The 17,191-nt window shown below is 69.5% G+C and carries 14 protein-coding genes; all 14 read right to left on the minus strand.

Annotation, left to right across the window (positions count from 1 at the left end):
• Window positions 1-4: 4 nt before the first annotated feature.
• Complete coding sequence (locus CYJ26_RS03765) at window positions 5-1,111, minus strand: polyprenyl synthetase family protein (RefSeq protein WP_006548986.1); 1,107 nt, start codon at window positions 1,109-1,111, stop codon at window positions 5-7.
• On the minus strand, window positions 1,108-2,670 hold the full coding sequence (gene nuoN, locus CYJ26_RS03770; protein WP_101637974.1) for an NADH-quinone oxidoreductase subunit NuoN: 1,563 nt from the start codon (window positions 2,668-2,670) through the stop codon (window positions 1,108-1,110). The genes CYJ26_RS03765 and nuoN overlap by 4 nt, the downstream gene beginning before the upstream one ends.
• Window positions 2,667-4,223: an NADH-quinone oxidoreductase subunit M gene (locus CYJ26_RS03775; protein ID WP_006548984.1), complete on the minus strand. Its 1,557-nt coding sequence runs from the start codon at window positions 4,221-4,223 to the stop codon at window positions 2,667-2,669. The genes nuoN and CYJ26_RS03775 overlap by 4 nt, the downstream gene beginning before the upstream one ends.
• A 16-nt stretch (window positions 4,224-4,239) precedes the next feature.
• On the minus strand, window positions 4,240-6,243 hold the full coding sequence (gene nuoL, locus CYJ26_RS03780) for an NADH-quinone oxidoreductase subunit L (RefSeq protein ID WP_006548983.1): 2,004 nt from the start codon (window positions 6,241-6,243) through the stop codon (window positions 4,240-4,242).
• Between the two features lie 13 nt (window positions 6,244-6,256).
• A complete protein-coding gene (gene nuoK, locus CYJ26_RS03785; RefSeq protein ID WP_006548982.1) occupies window positions 6,257-6,562 on the minus strand; it encodes an NADH-quinone oxidoreductase subunit NuoK in 306 nt (101 codons plus the stop codon).
• Window positions 6,559-7,533, minus strand: coding sequence for an NADH-quinone oxidoreductase subunit J (locus CYJ26_RS03790; protein ID WP_101637975.1), 975 nt, complete (start codon window positions 7,531-7,533; stop codon window positions 6,559-6,561). Before CYJ26_RS03790 ends, nuoK begins: the two co-directional genes overlap by 4 nt.
• Complete coding sequence (gene nuoI, locus CYJ26_RS03795; RefSeq protein WP_006549931.1) at window positions 7,533-8,231, minus strand: NADH-quinone oxidoreductase subunit NuoI; 699 nt, start codon at window positions 8,229-8,231, stop codon at window positions 7,533-7,535. The genes CYJ26_RS03790 and nuoI overlap by 1 nt, the downstream gene beginning before the upstream one ends.
• On the minus strand, window positions 8,224-9,627 hold the full coding sequence (gene nuoH, locus CYJ26_RS03800; protein ID WP_101637976.1) for an NADH-quinone oxidoreductase subunit NuoH: 1,404 nt from the start codon (window positions 9,625-9,627) through the stop codon (window positions 8,224-8,226). The genes nuoI and nuoH overlap by 8 nt, the downstream gene beginning before the upstream one ends.
• Complete coding sequence (locus CYJ26_RS03805) at window positions 9,624-12,350, minus strand: NADH-quinone oxidoreductase subunit G (protein WP_101637977.1); 2,727 nt, start codon at window positions 12,348-12,350, stop codon at window positions 9,624-9,626. Before CYJ26_RS03805 ends, nuoH begins: the two co-directional genes overlap by 4 nt.
• Before the next feature lie 3 nt (window positions 12,351-12,353).
• The gene (gene nuoF / locus CYJ26_RS03810; RefSeq protein ID WP_050765679.1) at window positions 12,354-13,628 is read right to left on the minus strand and encodes an NADH-quinone oxidoreductase subunit NuoF; all 1,275 of its coding nucleotides are present in this window, start codon (window positions 13,626-13,628) and stop codon (window positions 12,354-12,356) included.
• Between the two features lie 80 nt (window positions 13,629-13,708).
• A complete protein-coding gene (gene nuoE / locus CYJ26_RS03815) occupies window positions 13,709-14,431 on the minus strand; it encodes an NADH-quinone oxidoreductase subunit NuoE (RefSeq protein WP_034236816.1) in 723 nt (240 codons plus the stop codon).
• Entirely contained in the window at window positions 14,431-15,825 is a 1,395-nt protein-coding gene (locus CYJ26_RS03820; protein ID WP_006548976.1) for an NADH-quinone oxidoreductase subunit D, read from the minus strand. The genes nuoE and CYJ26_RS03820 overlap by 1 nt, the downstream gene beginning before the upstream one ends.
• Window positions 15,825-16,586 (minus strand): NADH-quinone oxidoreductase subunit C, encoded by a 762-nt coding sequence (locus CYJ26_RS03825; RefSeq protein WP_006548975.1) that lies wholly within the window; start codon window positions 16,584-16,586, stop codon window positions 15,825-15,827. The genes CYJ26_RS03820 and CYJ26_RS03825 overlap by 1 nt, the downstream gene beginning before the upstream one ends.
• A complete protein-coding gene (locus tag CYJ26_RS03830; RefSeq protein WP_048683524.1) occupies window positions 16,583-17,176 on the minus strand; it encodes an NADH-quinone oxidoreductase subunit B in 594 nt (197 codons plus the stop codon). The genes CYJ26_RS03825 and CYJ26_RS03830 overlap by 4 nt, the downstream gene beginning before the upstream one ends.
• Between the last annotated feature and the right edge of the window lie 15 nt (window positions 17,177-17,191).

Below are 17,191 nucleotides of genomic sequence, written 5' to 3' on the forward strand. Positions count from 1 at the left end.
CACCTCACGCCGCGCGGTCAACCAGGAGCCGGGCGAACTGCTCCATCGCCTCGCGCACCTGCCCCACGCGCACGCGCGCGTCCGCCACGGCTGCCTCGGCCTGGGCCCCCTGGGTCCCGGCCGCCGCCAGACGCTCACGCGTACCGGTCACCACGGTCTCCTCCAGCCCACCCAGGACCGCCACGGCCTGGTCGGCCCAGGCCATCGCCATCTCGCGGGTGCGCGCCAGCACCGGGTGCTCGCGCAGGCGGGCGACGACGTCGCCGAGCACGGCGTCATCCTGGAGGTCGCCGCTGGACAGGGTCGACAGGATCGATTGCCCGGCGGCGTCGAGCTCGCCGGCAGCCAGCGCCTGGCGCAGGAGGAGGACCGGCATGGTCTCCACTCCCTCACGCAGGTCGGTGCCCGGTGTCTTCCCCGTCGTCTCGGAGTCGCTGGTCAGGTCGATGACGTCGTCGGCCAGCTGGAAGGCGACGCCGATCTTCTCGCCGAACTCCTCGACGATCCTCTCGGTCTCCTCTCCCGCCTCGGTGAGCATGGCGCCGTAGCGGGCCGAGACCGCAATGAGCGAGCCGGTCTTGTCCGCCAGGACCTGGATGTAGTGCGCCACGGGGTCCGTGCCGACCGGGCGGGGCAGGGTCTCGTGAAGCTGGCCCATGCACAGGCGCTCGAAGGTCTTGGCGTGCGCCAGCACCGCCTCCGGGCCCAGCGCCGCCACGAGTTGAGAGGCGCGCGCCACCAGGACGTCGCCGGTCAGGATCGCCGCGGAGTTGCCCCAGACCGTCTGGGCGCTGGGCGCACCCCGGCGCAGCGGGGCGTCGTCCATGACGTCGTCGTGGTAGAGCGTGGCGATATGCGTCAGTTCCACCGCCACACCGGCGTCGCGCACCTTCTCCCCAGTGGCCGTCTGCGGGTCGCCGAGCTGAGCGGTCAGGAGGGTCAGCACCGGCCGCAACCTCTTGCCGCCGGCCTCAGCCAGGTGCGAGGTGGGCGGGTTGATGGTCTCGTCGGCGTTGTTGACGACCTGGAGAAGCCTGGTCTCAACGGCCTCGAGGGCCGGAGAGATCCGGCCCTCGAGCTCAGGGGTATCCAGCGGGAACGTACCGATCACGGCACGAGCATAGCGGCGTTGCCCAGCGTGGCCAGCACCGTCTGGGGTACGACGCCCAGGGCGATGGTCAGCAGGACCGCCACACCGATCGCGGTCGAGGACAGGCCGTTGGAGGTCACCACGACCACGCGGTCCTGGGCCGGCTCACGGAAGAACATGAGCACAATGACCCGCATGTAGAAGAAGGCGGTCGCAGCCGAGGAGACAACCGCGGCGATGACGAGCCAGGTGGCCCCGCCACCGATACCGGCGACGAAGAGCTCGAACTTGGCAATGAAACCAGCCGTCAGCGGGATACCCGCGAAGGACAGCAGGAAGACCGTCAGCGACAGCGCCAGCCACGGCGAGCGCCGCCCCAGGCCGGTCAGGGCCTCCAGGTCGGTGGCCTCCGGGCCCGCGGCGCCGTCGTGGTCCACCCGCACGAGCGTGACCACGCCGAAGGCACCCACAGTCGCCACGCCGTAGGCCAGGGCGTAGAAGAGCAGCGCCCGGATACCGGCCTGGTTGAGCGCGACGATGCCGATGAGCATGTAGCCGGCGTGGGCGATCGCGGAGTAGGCGAGCATGCGCTTGATATCACCCTGGACGATACCCACGACCGTTCCCACGAACATGGTCAGGATCGAGACGGTCCACAGGAAGGGAGCCACGTCCCAGGACAGCGCGGCGCCCGCGACGTAGAAGAAGCGCAGCAGCGCCAGGAAGGCGGCCGCCTTGACGCCCGCGGCCATGAAGGCCGTCACCGGGGTCGGCGAGCCCTGGTAGACGTCCGGGCTCCAGGCGTGGAAGGGCGCGGCGGCGATCTTGAACAGCAGACCGACCGTCACCAGCGCCACACCGGCCAGCGCGAGCCAGTCCATGCCTTCCACCCCGCCGGCACCCAGCGCCTGGGCCACGGCGGAGTAGCTGACCTGGCCGGTCAAGCCGTAGAGGAAGGCCGAGCCCAGCAGCATGAAGGCCGAGGCGAAGGCGCCCAGCACGAAGTACTTCATGGCGGCCTCCTGGCTGAGCAGGCGGCGGTGACGCGCGGTGGCGGCCATGATGTACAGCGGCAGGGAGATGAGCTCCAGCATGACGAAGAGCGTGATGAAGTCGCTCGCCATCGGGAAGAGCATCATGCCGCCCAGCGAGAAGAGCATGAGCGGGAAGACCTCGGTACCCATCCAGCCGGCGTGGAGGGACTCGGCCTCCTCAGCGCTTCCGGGACGGTCCGCAGCCTGGGCCGCGAAGGCGCCGTCGCCGGCGCTGGTGCGGTCCGCCATGACCAGGATGGCCAGCAGACCGATGACGAGCATGACGCCCTGGGCCGCCACGCCGAAGGGGTCCTCGTTGAAGCCCGGCGTCAGCGCGCTTCCGGAGCCGTCGCGCACGGCGTCCCAGCGGGCTGCCAGGGCAACGGCCGATCCGACGATGGCCAGCACGCCCAGGCCCGTCTGGCAGGCCAGACGCGCCTTACGGGGCACGAAGGCCTCCAGGAGGATGCCGAGGACGGCTGCCCCCAGGATGACGATGACCGGTGAAAGTCCGGCCCAGGAGATGGTCGGGGCGGTGACGCTCACTTGGTGATCCCTTCGGAGAAGGTCGGGGCGACGACGGCGGAGGCGGCGACCGGGACGTCGGCCTGGCTCATCGTCGTGGAGACTTGGTCAGCCACGCTCTCCAGCGAGTCCGTCAGGAGCGCCGGCGCCAGTCCCAGGGCCAGCATGGCGGCGATGACGGGGACCAGGACGAGCTTCTCGCGTCCGTCCAGGTCCGTGCTGCCCACGCGGTCGGCAGCCGGAGCACCGGTGAAGACACGCTGGTAGGGCAGCAGCACGTAGACCGCGGCGATGATGACGCCGAGGACCGCGACCACGCCCAGGGCCACGGACTGGGAGAAGGTGCCAGTGAGCACCATCCACTCAGGAACGAAGCCGGAAAGGCCGGGCAGCGCGATGGAGGCCAGGCCCGAGACCAGCCAGGTGCCTGCCACGAGGGGCAGCACACGGGCCATCCCTCCCAGCTCACTGATCTGGACGGTTGAGGTGCGGCGGGCGAGGAAGCCGGTGACGAGGTAGAGACCGGCGATCGACAGGCCGTGGGCAACCATGTAGACCATGGCACCGGTGGCCGCCACCGAGGAGCCCGCGAAGATGCCCAGCACCATGAAGCCGAAGTGGCTGATCGAGGTGTAGGAGATAAGCCGGTAGAGGTTGTCCTGCCCGATGGCAGCCAGGCCTCCGTAGAGGATGCCGATGACGGCCAGAACCAGCACCACCGGAGCGGCCCAGCGCGAGGCCTCGGGGAAGAGCGGCAGGACCAGGGCGATCATGCCGTAGGTTCCGATCTTGTCCAGGACGCCGATCAGCAGCACGGAGGTGCCCGGAGTGGCCTGCTCGGCCGTGTCCGGCAGCCAGGTGTGCAGCGGAACCATCGGAGCCTTGATCGCGAAGGCGATGAAGAAGGACACGAAGATCCAGCGCGTCACCGTGGTCGAGGCGTTGATGTTGCCGACGAGGTTGTCCAGGAGGTAGGCACCCTCGCCACCGGGCCCGTAGACGTAGAGGGCGACGACACCGATCAGCATGACCAGTCCGCCAGCCAGGGAGTACAGCAAGAACTTCAGGGCCGCCCGACGGCGGTTCGGCCCGCCGAAGCGCCCGATGAGGAAGTACACCGGGATGAGCATGGCCTCGAAGCAGATGTAGAACAGCACGACGTCGCGCGCGGCGAAGATGACGACGACGAAGGCCTCCAGGACCAGGACCAGGCCCGTGAACAGTCCCTGGCGGTCGGCCGGGACCTCGCCCCAGGAGGCGAGCAGGACGATCGGGGTGAGGAAGGCGGCCAGCAGGAGCATCGCCAGGCCCAGGCCGTTGACTCCCAGGGCCCAGGACACGCCCATGGATGCGATCCAGGAGTGGGTCTCAGCGAGCTGGATGACCGAGCCCTGGGCGACGTCGAACTGCGTGGCAGCCCACACGCCCACGCCCAGCGTGGCCAGGGAGAACAGGAGCCCGACGGCGCGCGCCTGAGCCCGCAGCGGCGGGATGAGGGCGAGCAGGAGCGCTCCCGCGAGGGGAACGAGGACCATGACGGTCAGCACGGGAAAGCTTGCGGCAAGTGTCTGCATGTTATGGCGTGTCCTCTCAGAACCTGCTCGCCAGGACGGCGACGAGAGCAAGCACGGATCCGATCATCATGTACGAGGCGTAAGAGCGGACGTTGCCGGTCTCGCTGCGACGCACCAGCTGGCCCAGGCCAGCAGTGCCCTTGGCCAGGCCCTCGACCGCGCCGTCGACCACGTAGCGGTCCGAGGCGGAGGCGGCGATGACCAGGCCCTGGCCGGGGCGCATGGCCACGGCCTCGTTGATGGTGTCCTGGTACATGTCGTGGCGGGCCGCCTCGACCAGGACGTTTCCAGGCTGGACGACGGTGGGCACCTCGCGCCGGGCGTACATGAACCAGGCGGCAAGGGCACCGATGACGACCAGCGCCAGGGTCAGGCCCATGATGACCGGCACCGCGAGGACGGGCTCACCGTGCTCGGCGTGCCCGGTCACGGGCTCCAGCCAGGTGACGAAGGCGTCGTTCACGCTTAGCAGGCCACCCAGGGCGACGGAGAAGACGGACAGGATGATGAGCGGGGCGGTCATGAGCCAGCCCGACTCGTGCGGGTGGACCTCGCCCTCGATGTCCTTGTCCGTGGTCCACCGGGCCTGGCCGTGGAAGATCATGAAGAACAGGCGCGACATGTAGAAGGCGGTCAGCCCCGCGCCCACCAGCGCCACGGTCCCCAGGATCCAGGGGCGAGCGCCGTCGCCGATGAAGGCGGCCTCGATGATCTTGTCCTTGGACCAGAAGCCCGAGAAGGGCGGGATGCCCAGGATCGCGAGCCAGCCGATGCCCATGGTGACCCAGGTGATCTTCATGGCCTTGCGCAGGGCGCCAAAGCGGCGCATGTCCACCTGGTCGCTCATGGCGTGCATGACCGAGCCGGCACCCAGGAAGAGCTGGGCCTTGAAGAAGCCGTGGGTCAGCAGGTGGAAGATCGCGAAGGCGTAGCCGATCGGGCCCAGGCCCGCACCCAGCATCATGTAACCGATCTGGCTCATGGTGGAGGCGGCCAGGACCTTCTTCATGTCGTCCTTCGCCATACCGATGAGGGCACCGAGCACCAGCGTGATGGCGCCGATGACGGCGACGGCGAGCTGGGCGTCAGGAGCACCCTCGAAGACGGCTCCGGAGCGGACCATGAGGTAGACGCCGGCGGTCACCATGGTGGCAGCGTGGATGAGGGCGGAGACCGGGGTCGGACCGGCCATAGCGTCACCCAGCCAGGCCTGCAGCGGGAACTGCGCGGACTTACCACAGGCCGCCAGCAGCAGGAAGAAGCCCATGGCCGTCAGCCAGCCGGTGGACACCGCCCCGGCCTGCGCTGCGGACAGGACGTCGTTGAAGGCCACCGAGCCGACCTGGGAGACCATGGCCATCATGGCCAGCAGCAGGCCGACGTCACCGATACGGTTCATCACGAAGGCCTTCTTCGCGGCCGTGGCGTTCTCGCGGCTCTTGGCCTGCTGCGCCTGCGGGGCGTCGGCGTCGGCGGTGTTCCAGAAGCCGATGAGCAGGTAGGAGGCCAGACCCACGCCCTCCCAGCCGACGAACAGCACGATGTAGGAGCTGCCAAGCACGAGCGTGAGCATCGCGGCGACGAAGAGGTTGAGGTAGGCGAAGAAGCGGCGGCGGTCGCGGTCGTGCTCCATGTAGGCCACCGAGTACAGGTGGATAAGGAAGCCCACGAAGGTCACCAGCACCACGAAGGTCAGGGACAGCGGGTCCAGGCGCAGTCCGACGGTGACGTCAAGGTCACCAGCGCCGAACCAGCGCCACAGGTCGATCTCCAGGACCCTGGCGTCAGCCGGCAGGCCCAGGACCTGGACCAGCAGGGCGATGCCCAGGCAGGCGTCGACGGCGGCAGCCAGCAGACCGAGCAGGTGTCCCCAGCGGTCCGAGGCCCGTCCTGCCAGCAGCAAGATCGCGGCCGAGGCAGCCGGGACGGCGATGAGGAGCCAGGCCAGGCCGGCCAGGCCCGTTGCCGGCTCACCCGCGCCGACGACGGACTGCGCGGCGAGTGCGAGAGGAGTAGTCACGTCCTGTTCCCTCTCAGTTCTTGAGCAGGTTGACGTCGTCGACCGACGTGGACCTGCGGGTTCGGAAGATGGACACGACGATGCTCAGTCCCACCACGACCTCGGCGGCGGCGACCACCATGACGAAGAAGGCGAAGACCTGCCCGGTGAGGTTACCGTGCATGCGGGAGAAGGCCACGAGGACCAGGTTGACAGCGTTGAGCATGAGCTCAACACCCATGAGCTCAATGAGCGCGTTGCGGCGCAGGAGCACCGTGAGCGCGCCCAGGGTGAACAGCACCCCGGCCAGGATGACGTAGGCGGTGACGGGGAGAGTCACTTCTCCTCCTCCTTCTCCTCGGCGATGGCGGGGGCGGCCTCGTGCTCGTCCCCGGCCTCCAGCGCCGCGGGTGCGACCGGCTGGACGACGACGGGCGCGGCGGCGCCGGGCATCGAGGGCATGCCGGAGCGGGCGACGTCAGCGTCCTCGCGGCTGCGGATACGGCCGGCACGCTGGGCGGCGGCGTACTCGGGCGAGACCTCGGCAAGCTCCAGGCCCTGCCCGCGGGCTCGTAGCACGCGAGGAATCGACTCCTCGACGGTCTGGCCGGAGGCAGAGATCGCCGGGGCGGCGGCCGTGTTGGTCGAGGCGTAGACACCGCTCATGGGCTTCTGGCCCGGGTGGGCACCGCGCTCGGTGTAGGCGCGCATCTTGGCGTCCACGGTGGTGCGCTGAGTGACCTTGGCGCGGATGCGCTGGCGGTGGGTCAGGGTCAGGGCGCCGGTGGCCGCCACGATGAGCAGCAGGCCGGTCAGCTCCATGGCCACCACGTGCTGCCCGAAGAGCAGGGTGGCCAGGTCAGCCGGGGCGGCCCCCTGTCCCTGGTCCAGCCCGGCGGCGTCGGGGAACTGCGTGCGCCACACGACGCCGGCCACCAGCACTGCCAGCCCGAGGCCGAACAGGGCGATGATCCACTTCGTGGCCGTGGAGCCGGCCGAGCCGACGGGCTCGTCACCGCCCACACCCACGAGCATGACGACGAAGAGCACGAGGGTCATCACCGCGCCGGTGTAGACGACGATCTGCGTGATACCGAGGAAGGGCGCCTCGTTGGCGATGTAGAGGACCGCCAGGGCGATCATGATCGCGATCATGTTGACGGCGGCGCTCACCGCACGCTTGGCGGTGAGCAGGCCGATGCCGCAGACCACGGTGACCAGCGCGACGACGGCGAAGAGGATGGTCTCGCCGGTCGACACCGTGCCGGTCTCGGTCAAGGACGCTGGCAGGAGAGCGGTCAGGGTAGCCATCAGTGGACGGCCTCCTTCGCAAGGTCGGGTGCGGCCACGGGCTTGGCGGTCGCGAGCGTCGGGTCCTCAGGACGGTGGGCGCGCACCCAGTCGACCTGCGCCTGGGTCACGCCCGTGACGGCGCCACGGTAGTAGTCGCCGTCCTCGGTGCCCTCCACCATGGGGTGCGGTGCGTCCAGCCCGCCCTGCGGGACCGGCGCGAGCAGGTCCTGCTTCTCGTAGATGAGACCGCCACGGCTGGGACCGACGAGCTCGTCGATCTCGTGGGTCATCGTCAGCGCCCGGGTCGGGCAGGCCTCGATGCACATGCCGCAGAAGATGCAGCGCAGGTAGTTGATCTGGTAGACGCGCCCGTAGCGCTCGCCGGGCGAGTACTGGGCACCCGGGGCGTTGGAGGCGGCCTCGACGTAGATGGCGTCAGCCGGGCAGGCCCAGGCGCACAGCTCGCAGCCGATGCACCGCTCCAGGCCATCGTCGTAGCGGTTGAGCTGGTGACGACCGTGGTAGCGGGGCATGAGCACCGGACGGACGAAGGGGTACTGCTCGGTGACCGTGGGGCGGAAGATCGAGGAGATCGTCACCCCGTACCCGGCCACCGGCGCGAAGACGCGTCCCAGCGTGGAGGGGGCGTCGGCAAGCCACTGGTCGTGCTTGCTCTCCCCCTGCGGGTGGGAGGCGGGTGAGTTCTGGTCAGTCATCAGTTCCCTCCTGGACAGTCGTCTCAGTGCTGGGGGTTGACGTCGCGCCGCCGGCGAGCACCGGCGCGGCCGGCGCCCTGCGGGCACGTGGGGACAGGGGCAGGGACTGGCCCGGCAGCGGCGGGACGGGGAAGCCACCGGCGAAGGCGTCAGCCTCCTCGCCCGGTGCGACGACGTCGTCGTCCGCCACCTCGCGACCAGCCGGCGCGCCCTCGCTCTTGGCGGGCAGGAAGAACAGGATGAGCATCGCGACCAGGAAGACCAGCGCCAGGATGAGCAGCAGGCCCTGAGAGGAGACATCTGTGAAGGCCCGGTAGCCCTGGACCACGGCCACGAGCACGAACCAGGCCAGCGAGACCGGGATGAGGAACTTCCATCCCAGCTGCATGAAGTGGTCGTAGCGGATACGCACCAGCGTGCCTCGGGTGACGATCATGAAGAGCATGACGCACCACACCTTGGCGATGAACCACAGCATCGGCCACCAGCCGGTGTTGAAGCCGTCCCAGATGCTGGCCAGGATGAAGGAGCGCCAACCTCCCAGGAACAGGGTGACGCACACCGCCGAGACGTTGAACATGTTGATGTACTCGCCCAGGTAGTACCAGGCGAACTTCATCGAGGAGTACTCCACCATGTGGCCGGCCACGAGCTCGCCCTCAGCCTCGGGCAGGTCGAAGGGGAGGCGGTTGACCTCGCCGACCATGGAGACCACGTAGATGAGCAGGCTCGGGATCATCGCCAGACCCCACCACAGACGCTCCTGAGCGGAGACGATCCCGGAGGTGGACATCGTGCCCGAGGCCAGGAAGACCGTGAGGATGGACAGGCTCATGCTCAGCTCGTAGGAGATGACCTGAGCCGCGCTTCGCACCGCACCCAGCAGCGGGTAGGTGGAGTGGGAGGACCATCCACCCAGGATGAGGCCGTAGACCCCGAAGCCCGTGATCGCCAGGACGTAGAGGATGGCGACGGGGAAGTCGGTCAGCTGCAGGGGCGTGTAGTGGCCGAAGATGGACACCTCCGGCCCGAAGGGGATGACCGCGTAGATCATGAAGGAGCTGAAGGCCGTGATGAAGGGGGCCAGCAGGTAGATGAGCTTCTCAGCCCCTGAGAGCCAGAAGTCCTCCTTCATGATGAGCTTGGCAGCGTCGGCGATGAGCTGAGGCAGACCGAAGGGGCCGTTGACGTTCGGGCCGGGACGAGTCTGGATGCGTCCGAGCACCTTGCGCTCGGCCCAGATCGCGAGGATGACGCTGACGATGAGGAAGACCATGATGAACACGGCCTTGATGACGGACAGCCACCAGGTCTCCTCAGAGAAGTCCGCGGTCACACCTCCCGCCGTGGGCAGAGCCGTGGCAAGGCCCGAGGACAGCACAGTCGCGGAGTTCACCGGACCACCTCCGAGTGGCTTGAGGTAACTGCAAGGGAGAGGGAGACGGGGTCACCGTGGCCCGCGCCCAGGCTCTGACGCACGGTCGAGCCGGCCGAGCACTCCGGCAGCCACACCGTGCCGCCAGCCACACCGCCGACGACCGCCGGCAGCGTGATCTCGCCGGTGGCCGTGGAAACACTCACCAGCTCGCCGCCGGCCAGGCCCAGGCGCTGGGCGAGGTCCTCGCCCACACGCGCCACCGGACGCAGCGCCGTGGCGGCCAGGAAGGGCTCGCCGTCCTGGAGACGGCCGGCGTCAAGCATCGGCTTGTGGGTGGCTAGGACCGCATCCAGGCCCGAGACCGTGGAGCGGCCCTCGACGCTGACCTGCTCGGCCTGAGCCTCAGGAGCGTCGGTAGGAACGAAGGTGACCTCACCACGCGTGCCGGCGTACAGGCCCAGGCCGGCCAGCTCGCTGTGGAGGGTCTCCAGGGAGTCCACGCCCAGGTCCTCCCCCAGCTCCGCGGCCAGGGCGCCCAGGACCTGACGGTCGGTACGGGCGCGGGAGACGTAGGCCTGACCGAAGGGACGCACGCGCCCCTCCCAGTTGACGAAGGTGCCGTTCTTCTCCACGGCCGGAGCCACCGGCAGGACGACGTCGGCGTGCTCGCTGACCTCGCTGCGGCGCACCTCCAGCTGGATGGTGAATCCCGAGGCAGCCAGTGCCGCGCGCGCCAGACCGGGGTCCGGGAAGTCGCGCAGGTCGACGCCGCCGATCACCAGACCGCCGAGCTCGCCGTCGGTCAGAGCCGTGAGGATCTCCGTGGTGTCGCGGCCAGGCTCGGCCGGCAGGGCCGGACGGGCGTACAGGCCGGTGGTGGACACTCCCCAGGCCTCCTGGACCCGCTGGCGGGCGGCGGCGTCGGCCACCGGGAAGCCGCCGGGAAGCAGCCCCGGCAGCAGGCCGGCCTCGATGCCGCCACGCTCACCGGCGCGGCGCGGCACCCACGCCAGGCGGGCACCGGTGGCGGTGGCCAGGGCGTCGACGACGGACAGCAGGCCAGGAACCGCAGCGGCGCGCTCACCCACGAGGATCGTGGCGCCCTCGTTCTTCAGCGCCTCGACGAGCTCGGGGTGGGTCTGGCTGAGCGTGGCCACGGCGCGGGCCTCCTGGCCCGGGGCGGTCAGGATGAGCTCGGCCGAGAGCTTGCGCACCGAGCGCGAGGCGAGCGTGGTGAGGGTCGCGACCTTGAGGCCGCTTCCTCGCACGCCCTTGCGCAAGCGCAGGAAGAGCGATCCGCACTCGTCCTCGGGCTCCAGGGCCACGAGCAGGACCTGCCCGGCCTTCTCCAGGCTGGAGTAGGTCACCGCGCCGAGCCCGGTACCCGCCACGCGCTTGGCCAGGAAGGAGTCCTCCTCCTTGGAGTGGGGACGCACGCGCTGGTCGATGTCATTGGTGTGGGCGACGGTGCGCGCGAAGCGCGACCAGGCCCAGGCGTCCTCCAGCGTCAGGCGCCCGCCGGGCAGGAAGCCGACCCCGCCGTCGGCCTTGGCTGCCTCCAGGCCGCGGGCCGCGACGTCGAGGGCCTCGGACCAGCTGGTGGCAACCAGCTCGCCGGACTCCTCGTCACGCACGAGCGGCATGGTGAGGCGGTCAGGCTGGCAGGACCAGGCGAAGCCGAAGCGGTCCTTGTCCGTGATCCACTCCTCGTTGACCTGCGGGTCGTTGCCGGCCATGCGGCGCAGCACGACGCCGCGGCGCATGTCCACGCGCAGCGCGGAGCCGGAGGCGTCGTGCTCGGTCACCGAGTCGGTGGAGACCAGGTCCATCGGGCGGGAGCGGAAGCGGTAGCGGGCGCTTGTGAGCGCACCCACCGGGCAGATCTGGATGATATTGCCCGAGAAGTAGGAGGCGAAGGGACGTCCCGAGACGTCCAGGTCCTCACGGCCCGGTCCGTAGACGGCGCCGTCGACCACGCCCGGCTCGCCGGAGGGTCCGGCCAGGTCCGACTCCGGGGCCAGGTAGGCCTCGCCGCGGATGGTCTGGGTGGACACGCCCGCCAGGCCCTCAGGGTCGAAGAAGTCGAGCACCGTGGAGTCGAAGCGGCCGATCTGCTCGCCGTACAGCCCGCCGGTGACCTCGCCGCCCACGTGGCCGGCTCCACGGCCCTGCAGGGCGATGAAGGGGTCGCCCGCGATCTGGTCGGCGAAGCGCACGCAACGCTGGCACAGGACGCAGCGGTCGCGGTCCAGCAGGATGTTGCTGGTCAGGCGCAGCGGCTTGGGGAAGGTGCGCTTGACGTCGGTGAAGCGGCTGGTGGCCTGGGCGCCCGAGCCCATGAGCTCGATGGCCTGGTTCTGCAGCGGGCACTCACCGCCCTTGTCGCACACCGGGCAGTCCAGCGGGTGGTTGATGAGGAGGAATTCCATCGTGCCGGCCTGCGCCTTGGCGGCGACGGGGCTGGTGGCCTGGGTGGAGATCTCCATCCCCTCCATCGCCGTCATGGCGCAGGAGGGCTGGGGCTTGGGCATGGGGCGCACGACGCCGTCGCGGCCCGGCATGGCCACCTCCACCAGGCACTGGCGGCAGTTGGCCGACGGCGCGAGCAGCGGGTGGTCGCAGAAGCGCGGGATCCGAACGCCGATCTTCTCGGCGGCGCGGATGAGGAGCGTGCCCTTGGCGACCTCGACGGGGACGCCGTCGATCGTGATGTTGACCATGTCCACGTGGGTGTCAGTCATGTCTCACCGTGCACTTTCAACGATGGAGGAGGCCGCGTAGGGGAAGAGCACGTTGGCGGCCGTGGTGTAGCCGGCCTCGAATTCGGAGCGGAAGCGGGCGATGCCCGAGCGCACCGGCGTGGCCGCGGCGTCGCCGAGGGCGCAGAAGGAGCGGCCGGCGATGTTGCCCGCGATGTCCTCCAGCTTCTCGACGTCGCCCGGCAGGCCCTGACCGGCTTCCAGACGCAGCATGATCTGGCGCATCCAGTAGGTGCCCTCGCGGCAGGGGGTGCACTTACCGCAGGACTCGTGCTGGTAGAACTCGGTCCAGCGCGTGACCACGCGCACCACCGAGACGGTCTCGTCAAAGACCTGCAGGGCGCGGGTACCGAGCATCGAGCCCGCCGCACCCACCGACTCGTAGTCCAGCGGGACGTCAAGCTCCTCAGGGCCGAAGATCGGCACGGAGGAGCCACCGGGGACCCAGAACTTCAGCTCGTGGCCCTCGCGGACTCCACCGGCCATCTCGATGAGCTGGCGCATCGTGATCCCGAAGGGTGCCTCGAACTGGCCGGGGTGCTTGACGTGACCGGACACGGAGAAGATGCCGTGCCCCTTGGAGCGCTCGGTGCCCATCGCGTTGTACCAGTCGGCACCGCGGGCCAGGATCCCCGGCACCGAGGCGATGGTCTCGACGTTGTTGACCACGGTGGGGCGGGCGTACAGACCCGCCACGGCCGGGAAGGGGGGCTTGAGGCGCGGGTGGCCGCGACGTCCCTCCAGGGAGTCCAGCAGCGCCGTCTCCTCACCGCAGATGTAGGCGCCGGCACCGGCGTGGGCGGTGATACGCAGCGGCTGGTTGCCGTCCAGGCCGAAGCCGGTGTCCAGCAGGCCGGACCCGGTGGCCTCGCGCACGGCGTGCAGCAGGCGACGGTAGACGTGGGTGACCTCGCCGCGCAGGTAGACGAAGGCGTGGTCGCCACCGATGGCCCGGCAGGTGATCGCGATGCCCTCGATGAGGGCCTGCGGGTTGGCCATGATGGTCGGGATGTCCTTGCAGGTACCCGGCTCGGACTCGTCGGCGTTGACCACGAGGTAGCGGGGCTTGCCGTCAGGGGCAGGCAGGAAGGACCACTTCAGGCCCGTGGGGAAGCCGGCGCCGCCTCGTCCGCGCAGGTTGGAGGACTTGACGTAGTTGACCAGCTCCTCGGCGCTCATGGTCTTGGCCTTGGCCAGTCCCTCGTAGCCGCCGTTGGCGCGGTAGGCCTCCAGGGTCCAGGAGCGCTCCTTGTCCCACATGTCCGTCAGCACCGGGGTCAGGGTGCCAGGAGCGGTGAAGGCGGGAGCCTGCGCCTGCTCGGTAGGCGTGGCGTTGTCGCTCACTTGCTCTCCTCCTTCGGGGCGGTCCATCCGTTCTCACGCGCGATGCGCAGCCCGAGGAGGCTGGCCTCGCCAGCACCCACGCCCTCGTCGGCGCGGCCGTCCTCGAAGCCTGCCAGGACGCGCTCGTTCTCGCGGAAGGTCGGCAGGGTCTCGGGCCCGCGGGTGGGGGCCACGTCCTCGCCGCGCTCCAGGCGCGAGACCATGTCGACGGCGGAGGCCGGGGTCTGGTTGTCGAAGAACTCCCAGTTGACCATGACGACGGGGGCGTAGTCGCAGGCGGCGTTGCACTCGATGCGCTCCAGGCTGATCCGCCCGTCCTCGCTGGTCTCGTCGTTGCCCAGACCCGTGTGCTCGGCCACGGCCTGCCAGATCTCGTCACCACCCATGACGGCGCACAGGGCGTTGGTGCACACGCCCACGTGGTACTCGCCTGCGGGGTGGCGGCGGAACTGGCTGTAGAAAGTCGCCACCGCGGAGACCTCGGCCAGGGTCAGGCCCAGGGTCTCGGCGCACAGCGCGATGCCGCGCGGGGCGACGTAGCCGTCCTCGCTCTGGACCAGGTGCAGCATCGGGATGAGGGCGCTGCGCTCGTGCCCGGAGGGATAGCGAGACTTGATCTGCTCGATGTCGGCGCGAAGCCGGGCCTCGGTCTCAGGCGAGTAGGCGCCCTCGGAGGCTCCGGCCTGGCCGGTGCTGCCAGGAATCTGCTGGGTTGTCATCAGCGGTCCACGCCTCCCAGGACGGGGTCGATCGAGGCCAGGGAGGGAACGAGGTCGGCGATCATGCCGCCCTCACCCATCATGGCCAGGGACTGCAGGTTGGAGTAGGAGGGGTCACGGAAGTGGACCCGGTAGGGGCGGGTCCCGCCGTCGGAGACGGCGTGGACGCCCAGGACGCCCTTGGCGTGCTCGACCGTGGTGTAGACCTGTCCGGCCGGGACGTGGAAGCCCTGGGTCACCAGCTTGAAGTGGTGGATGAGGGACTCCATCGAGGTGCCCATGATCTCGCGCACGTGCTCCAGGGACTGGCCCTGGCCGTCGGTGGCGATGGCCATGCGGGCCGGCCAGGCGATGGTCGGGTCCGCGACCATGGTCGTGTTGGAGGGGTCGTCCCCGCGCGCAGAGATCTCGTCGAGGCGGTCCAGCGCCTGGGAGATGATCTTGAGGGACTGGAAGCACTCGTCGAAGCGGACGAGCTGACGGTTGTAGCAGTCCGAGCGGTCGTAGACCGGGACGTCGAAGTCGTAGGTCTCGTAGCCGCAGTAGGGCTTGATCTTGCGCATGTCCAGCGGGTAGCCAGCAGCGCGCAGGCACGGGCCCGTCAGTCCCAGGGCCAGGCCAGCGGCCAGGCTGATCTCCCCGGTGCCGATGAAACGCGACTTCAGCAGCGGGTTGGCCAGGAGCATGGCCTGCAGCTCCTGGATGTCGTTCTTGATGTCCGGCATGACCGAGCGGACGAACTCGCTGAAGCCCTCCGGCACGTCCTGGGCCAGGCCGCCGGGACGGATGTAGGCGTGGTTCATACGCAGGCCGGAGACCATCTCGAAGGCGCGCAGAATGTTCTCGCGCGCCCGGAAGGCGATGGTCAGCAGGGTCGTGCCGCCCAGCTCGTTACCACCGGTACCGATGGCGATGACGTGGGAGGAGATGCGGTTGAGCTCCATGAGGATCACGCGCATGACGGTGGCCTTCTCCGGCACGTCATCGGTGATGCCCAGCAGCTCCTCGACCGCCAGGGCGTAGCCGACCTCCTGGAAGAAGGGGGCCACGTAGTCCATACGGGTCACGAAGGTCTCGCCCTGGGTCCAGGTGCGGTACTCCATGTTCTTCTCGATACCCGTGTGCAGGTACCCGGTGCCCACGCGGACCTCGGTGACCTTCTCACCGTCGGTCTCCAGGACCAGACGGAGCACGCCGTGGGTCGAGGGGTGGACGGGACCCATGTTGACCACGACGCGGTCGTGCTCGAGGCGGTCGGCCTCGTCACGGGCGGCGATCTGCTCGGCGATCTCGTCCCAGTCCCCGCCCTCGGCGGTCCACTGGGGGGCGCCGGCGGCCAGAGCGTCGGTGGCCGGACCGGCGGCCCGGAACGTGGTGCTGTTCGCGCTAGTCATCAGCGGTACGACCTCCGGGTGTCAGCGGGCGGGGTGGTGGCGCCCTTGTACTCGACGGGGATGCCGCCGAGCGGGTAGTCCTTGCGCTGGGGGTGCCCGACCCAGTCGTCAGGCATGGCCGAGCGGGTGAGGTTCGGGTGACCGTCAAAGACGATGCCCATCAGGTCCCAGGTCTCGCGCTCGTGCCAGTCGTCACCGGGGTAGACCTCGACGATGGAGGGCACGTGCGGGTCCGACTCGGGGCAGGTGACCTCCAGGCGCAGCTGGCGCCCGCCGTGAGTCAGGGAGACGAGCTCGAAGCAGGCGTGCAGCTCTCGCCCGGAGTCGGCGGGGTAGTGGACCCCGGTGACCCCCAGGCACAGCTCGAAGCGCAGGTCCTGGTCATCACGCAGGGGCCGCACGACGTCGAGCAGGTGCTCCCGGGTGATGAACAGGGTGAGCTGGCCGTGCTCGATGACGACCTTCTCGATGGCCTCGGCCGGAGCGGTGCCAGCGGCCTGGAGGTCCTCGATGAGGATGTCGACGACCTCATCGAACCAGCCGCCGTAGGGGCGCGTAGCCGCCGGAGCCAGCGTCACGACACTCGTGGTGCCGCCGTAGCCGGTGGTGTCCCCGGCGTCGGAGGCACCAAAGTGACCGGTGTGGGTGGAGATGACCTCCAGGCGCAGCTCGGGGCGCACGGCCTGGCCGGCTACCTCGGGCACGGCCGGCGTGGCGGCGTCGACCTCGGAGCCCGGGTCGGGAAGGTTGGTGTCAGTCATGCGAGCTGGCCCTTCATCTCGTGGATCGGGGTGGCCTTGAGGGCAGCGGCCTCGACGGCGCGCGCGATCTCCTCACGGTGCTTGAAGACAGGACGACGCTCGATCTGACGGGTGAGCTCGAGCATGGCGTTGATGAGCATCTCCGGACGCGGCGGGCAACCGGGCAGGTAGATGTCCACCGGGACGATGTGGTCGCAGCCCTGCACGATCGCGTAGTTGTTGAAGATGCCGCCCGAGGAGGCGCAGGCGCCCATGGAGATGACCCACTTAGGCTCGGGCATGGCGTCGTAGACGTTGCGCACGATCGGCGCCATCTTGTGGGAGACGCGGCCCGAGACCAGCATGACGTCGGCGTGACGCGGCGAGGCGCGGAAGACCTCCCAACCGAAGCGCGAGAGGTCAAAGCGCGGGGCCGCCGTCGCCATCATCTCGATGGCACAGCAGGCCAGGCCCATGGTGACCGGCCACAGCGAGCGGGCCTGGGCCAGCGCGCTGAGCTTCTCGACGCTGGTGAGCAGGAACCCGGGGCCCTCGACGGACTCCTCGGCCTGCAGCTGCAGATCCCCCCGCTTGGAGGGGATGGTGAGCATCTTCTCCCGGTAGGC

It is taken from the genome of Actinomyces urogenitalis (assembly GCF_002861525.1).
Taxonomy (GTDB): domain Bacteria; phylum Actinomycetota; class Actinomycetes; order Actinomycetales; family Actinomycetaceae; genus Actinomyces; species Actinomyces urogenitalis.

Coding starts and splice junctions, on each gene's coding strand:
- CYJ26_RS03775 (WP_006548984.1), bottom strand. CDS start 4,223: ATGCAGACACTTGCCGCAAGCTTTCCCGTGCTGACCGTCATGGTCCTC.
- CYJ26_RS03790 (WP_101637975.1), bottom strand. CDS start 7,533: ATGGCTACCCTGACCGCTCTCCTGCCAGCGTCCTTGACCGAGACCGGC.
- nuoI (WP_006549931.1), bottom strand. CDS start 8,231: ATGACTGACCAGAACTCACCCGCCTCCCACCCGCAGGGGGAGAGCAAG.
- CYJ26_RS03805 (WP_101637977.1), bottom strand. CDS start 12,350: ATGACTGACACCCACGTGGACATGGTCAACATCACGATCGACGGCGTC.
- nuoF (WP_050765679.1), bottom strand. CDS start 13,628: ATGTGGGACAAGGAGCGCTCCTGGACCCTGGAGGCCTACCGCGCCAAC.
- nuoE (WP_034236816.1), bottom strand. CDS start 14,431: ATGACAACCCAGCAGATTCCTGGCAGCACCGGCCAGGCCGGAGCCTCC.
- CYJ26_RS03820 (WP_006548976.1), bottom strand. CDS start 15,825: ATGACTAGCGCGAACAGCACCACGTTCCGGGCCGCCGGTCCGGCCACC.
- CYJ26_RS03825 (WP_006548975.1), bottom strand. CDS start 16,586: ATGACTGACACCAACCTTCCCGACCCGGGCTCCGAGGTCGACGCCGCC.
- CYJ26_RS03830 (WP_048683524.1), bottom strand. CDS start 17,176: ATGCTCACCATCCCCTCCAAGCGGGGGGATCTGCAGCTGCAGGCCGAG.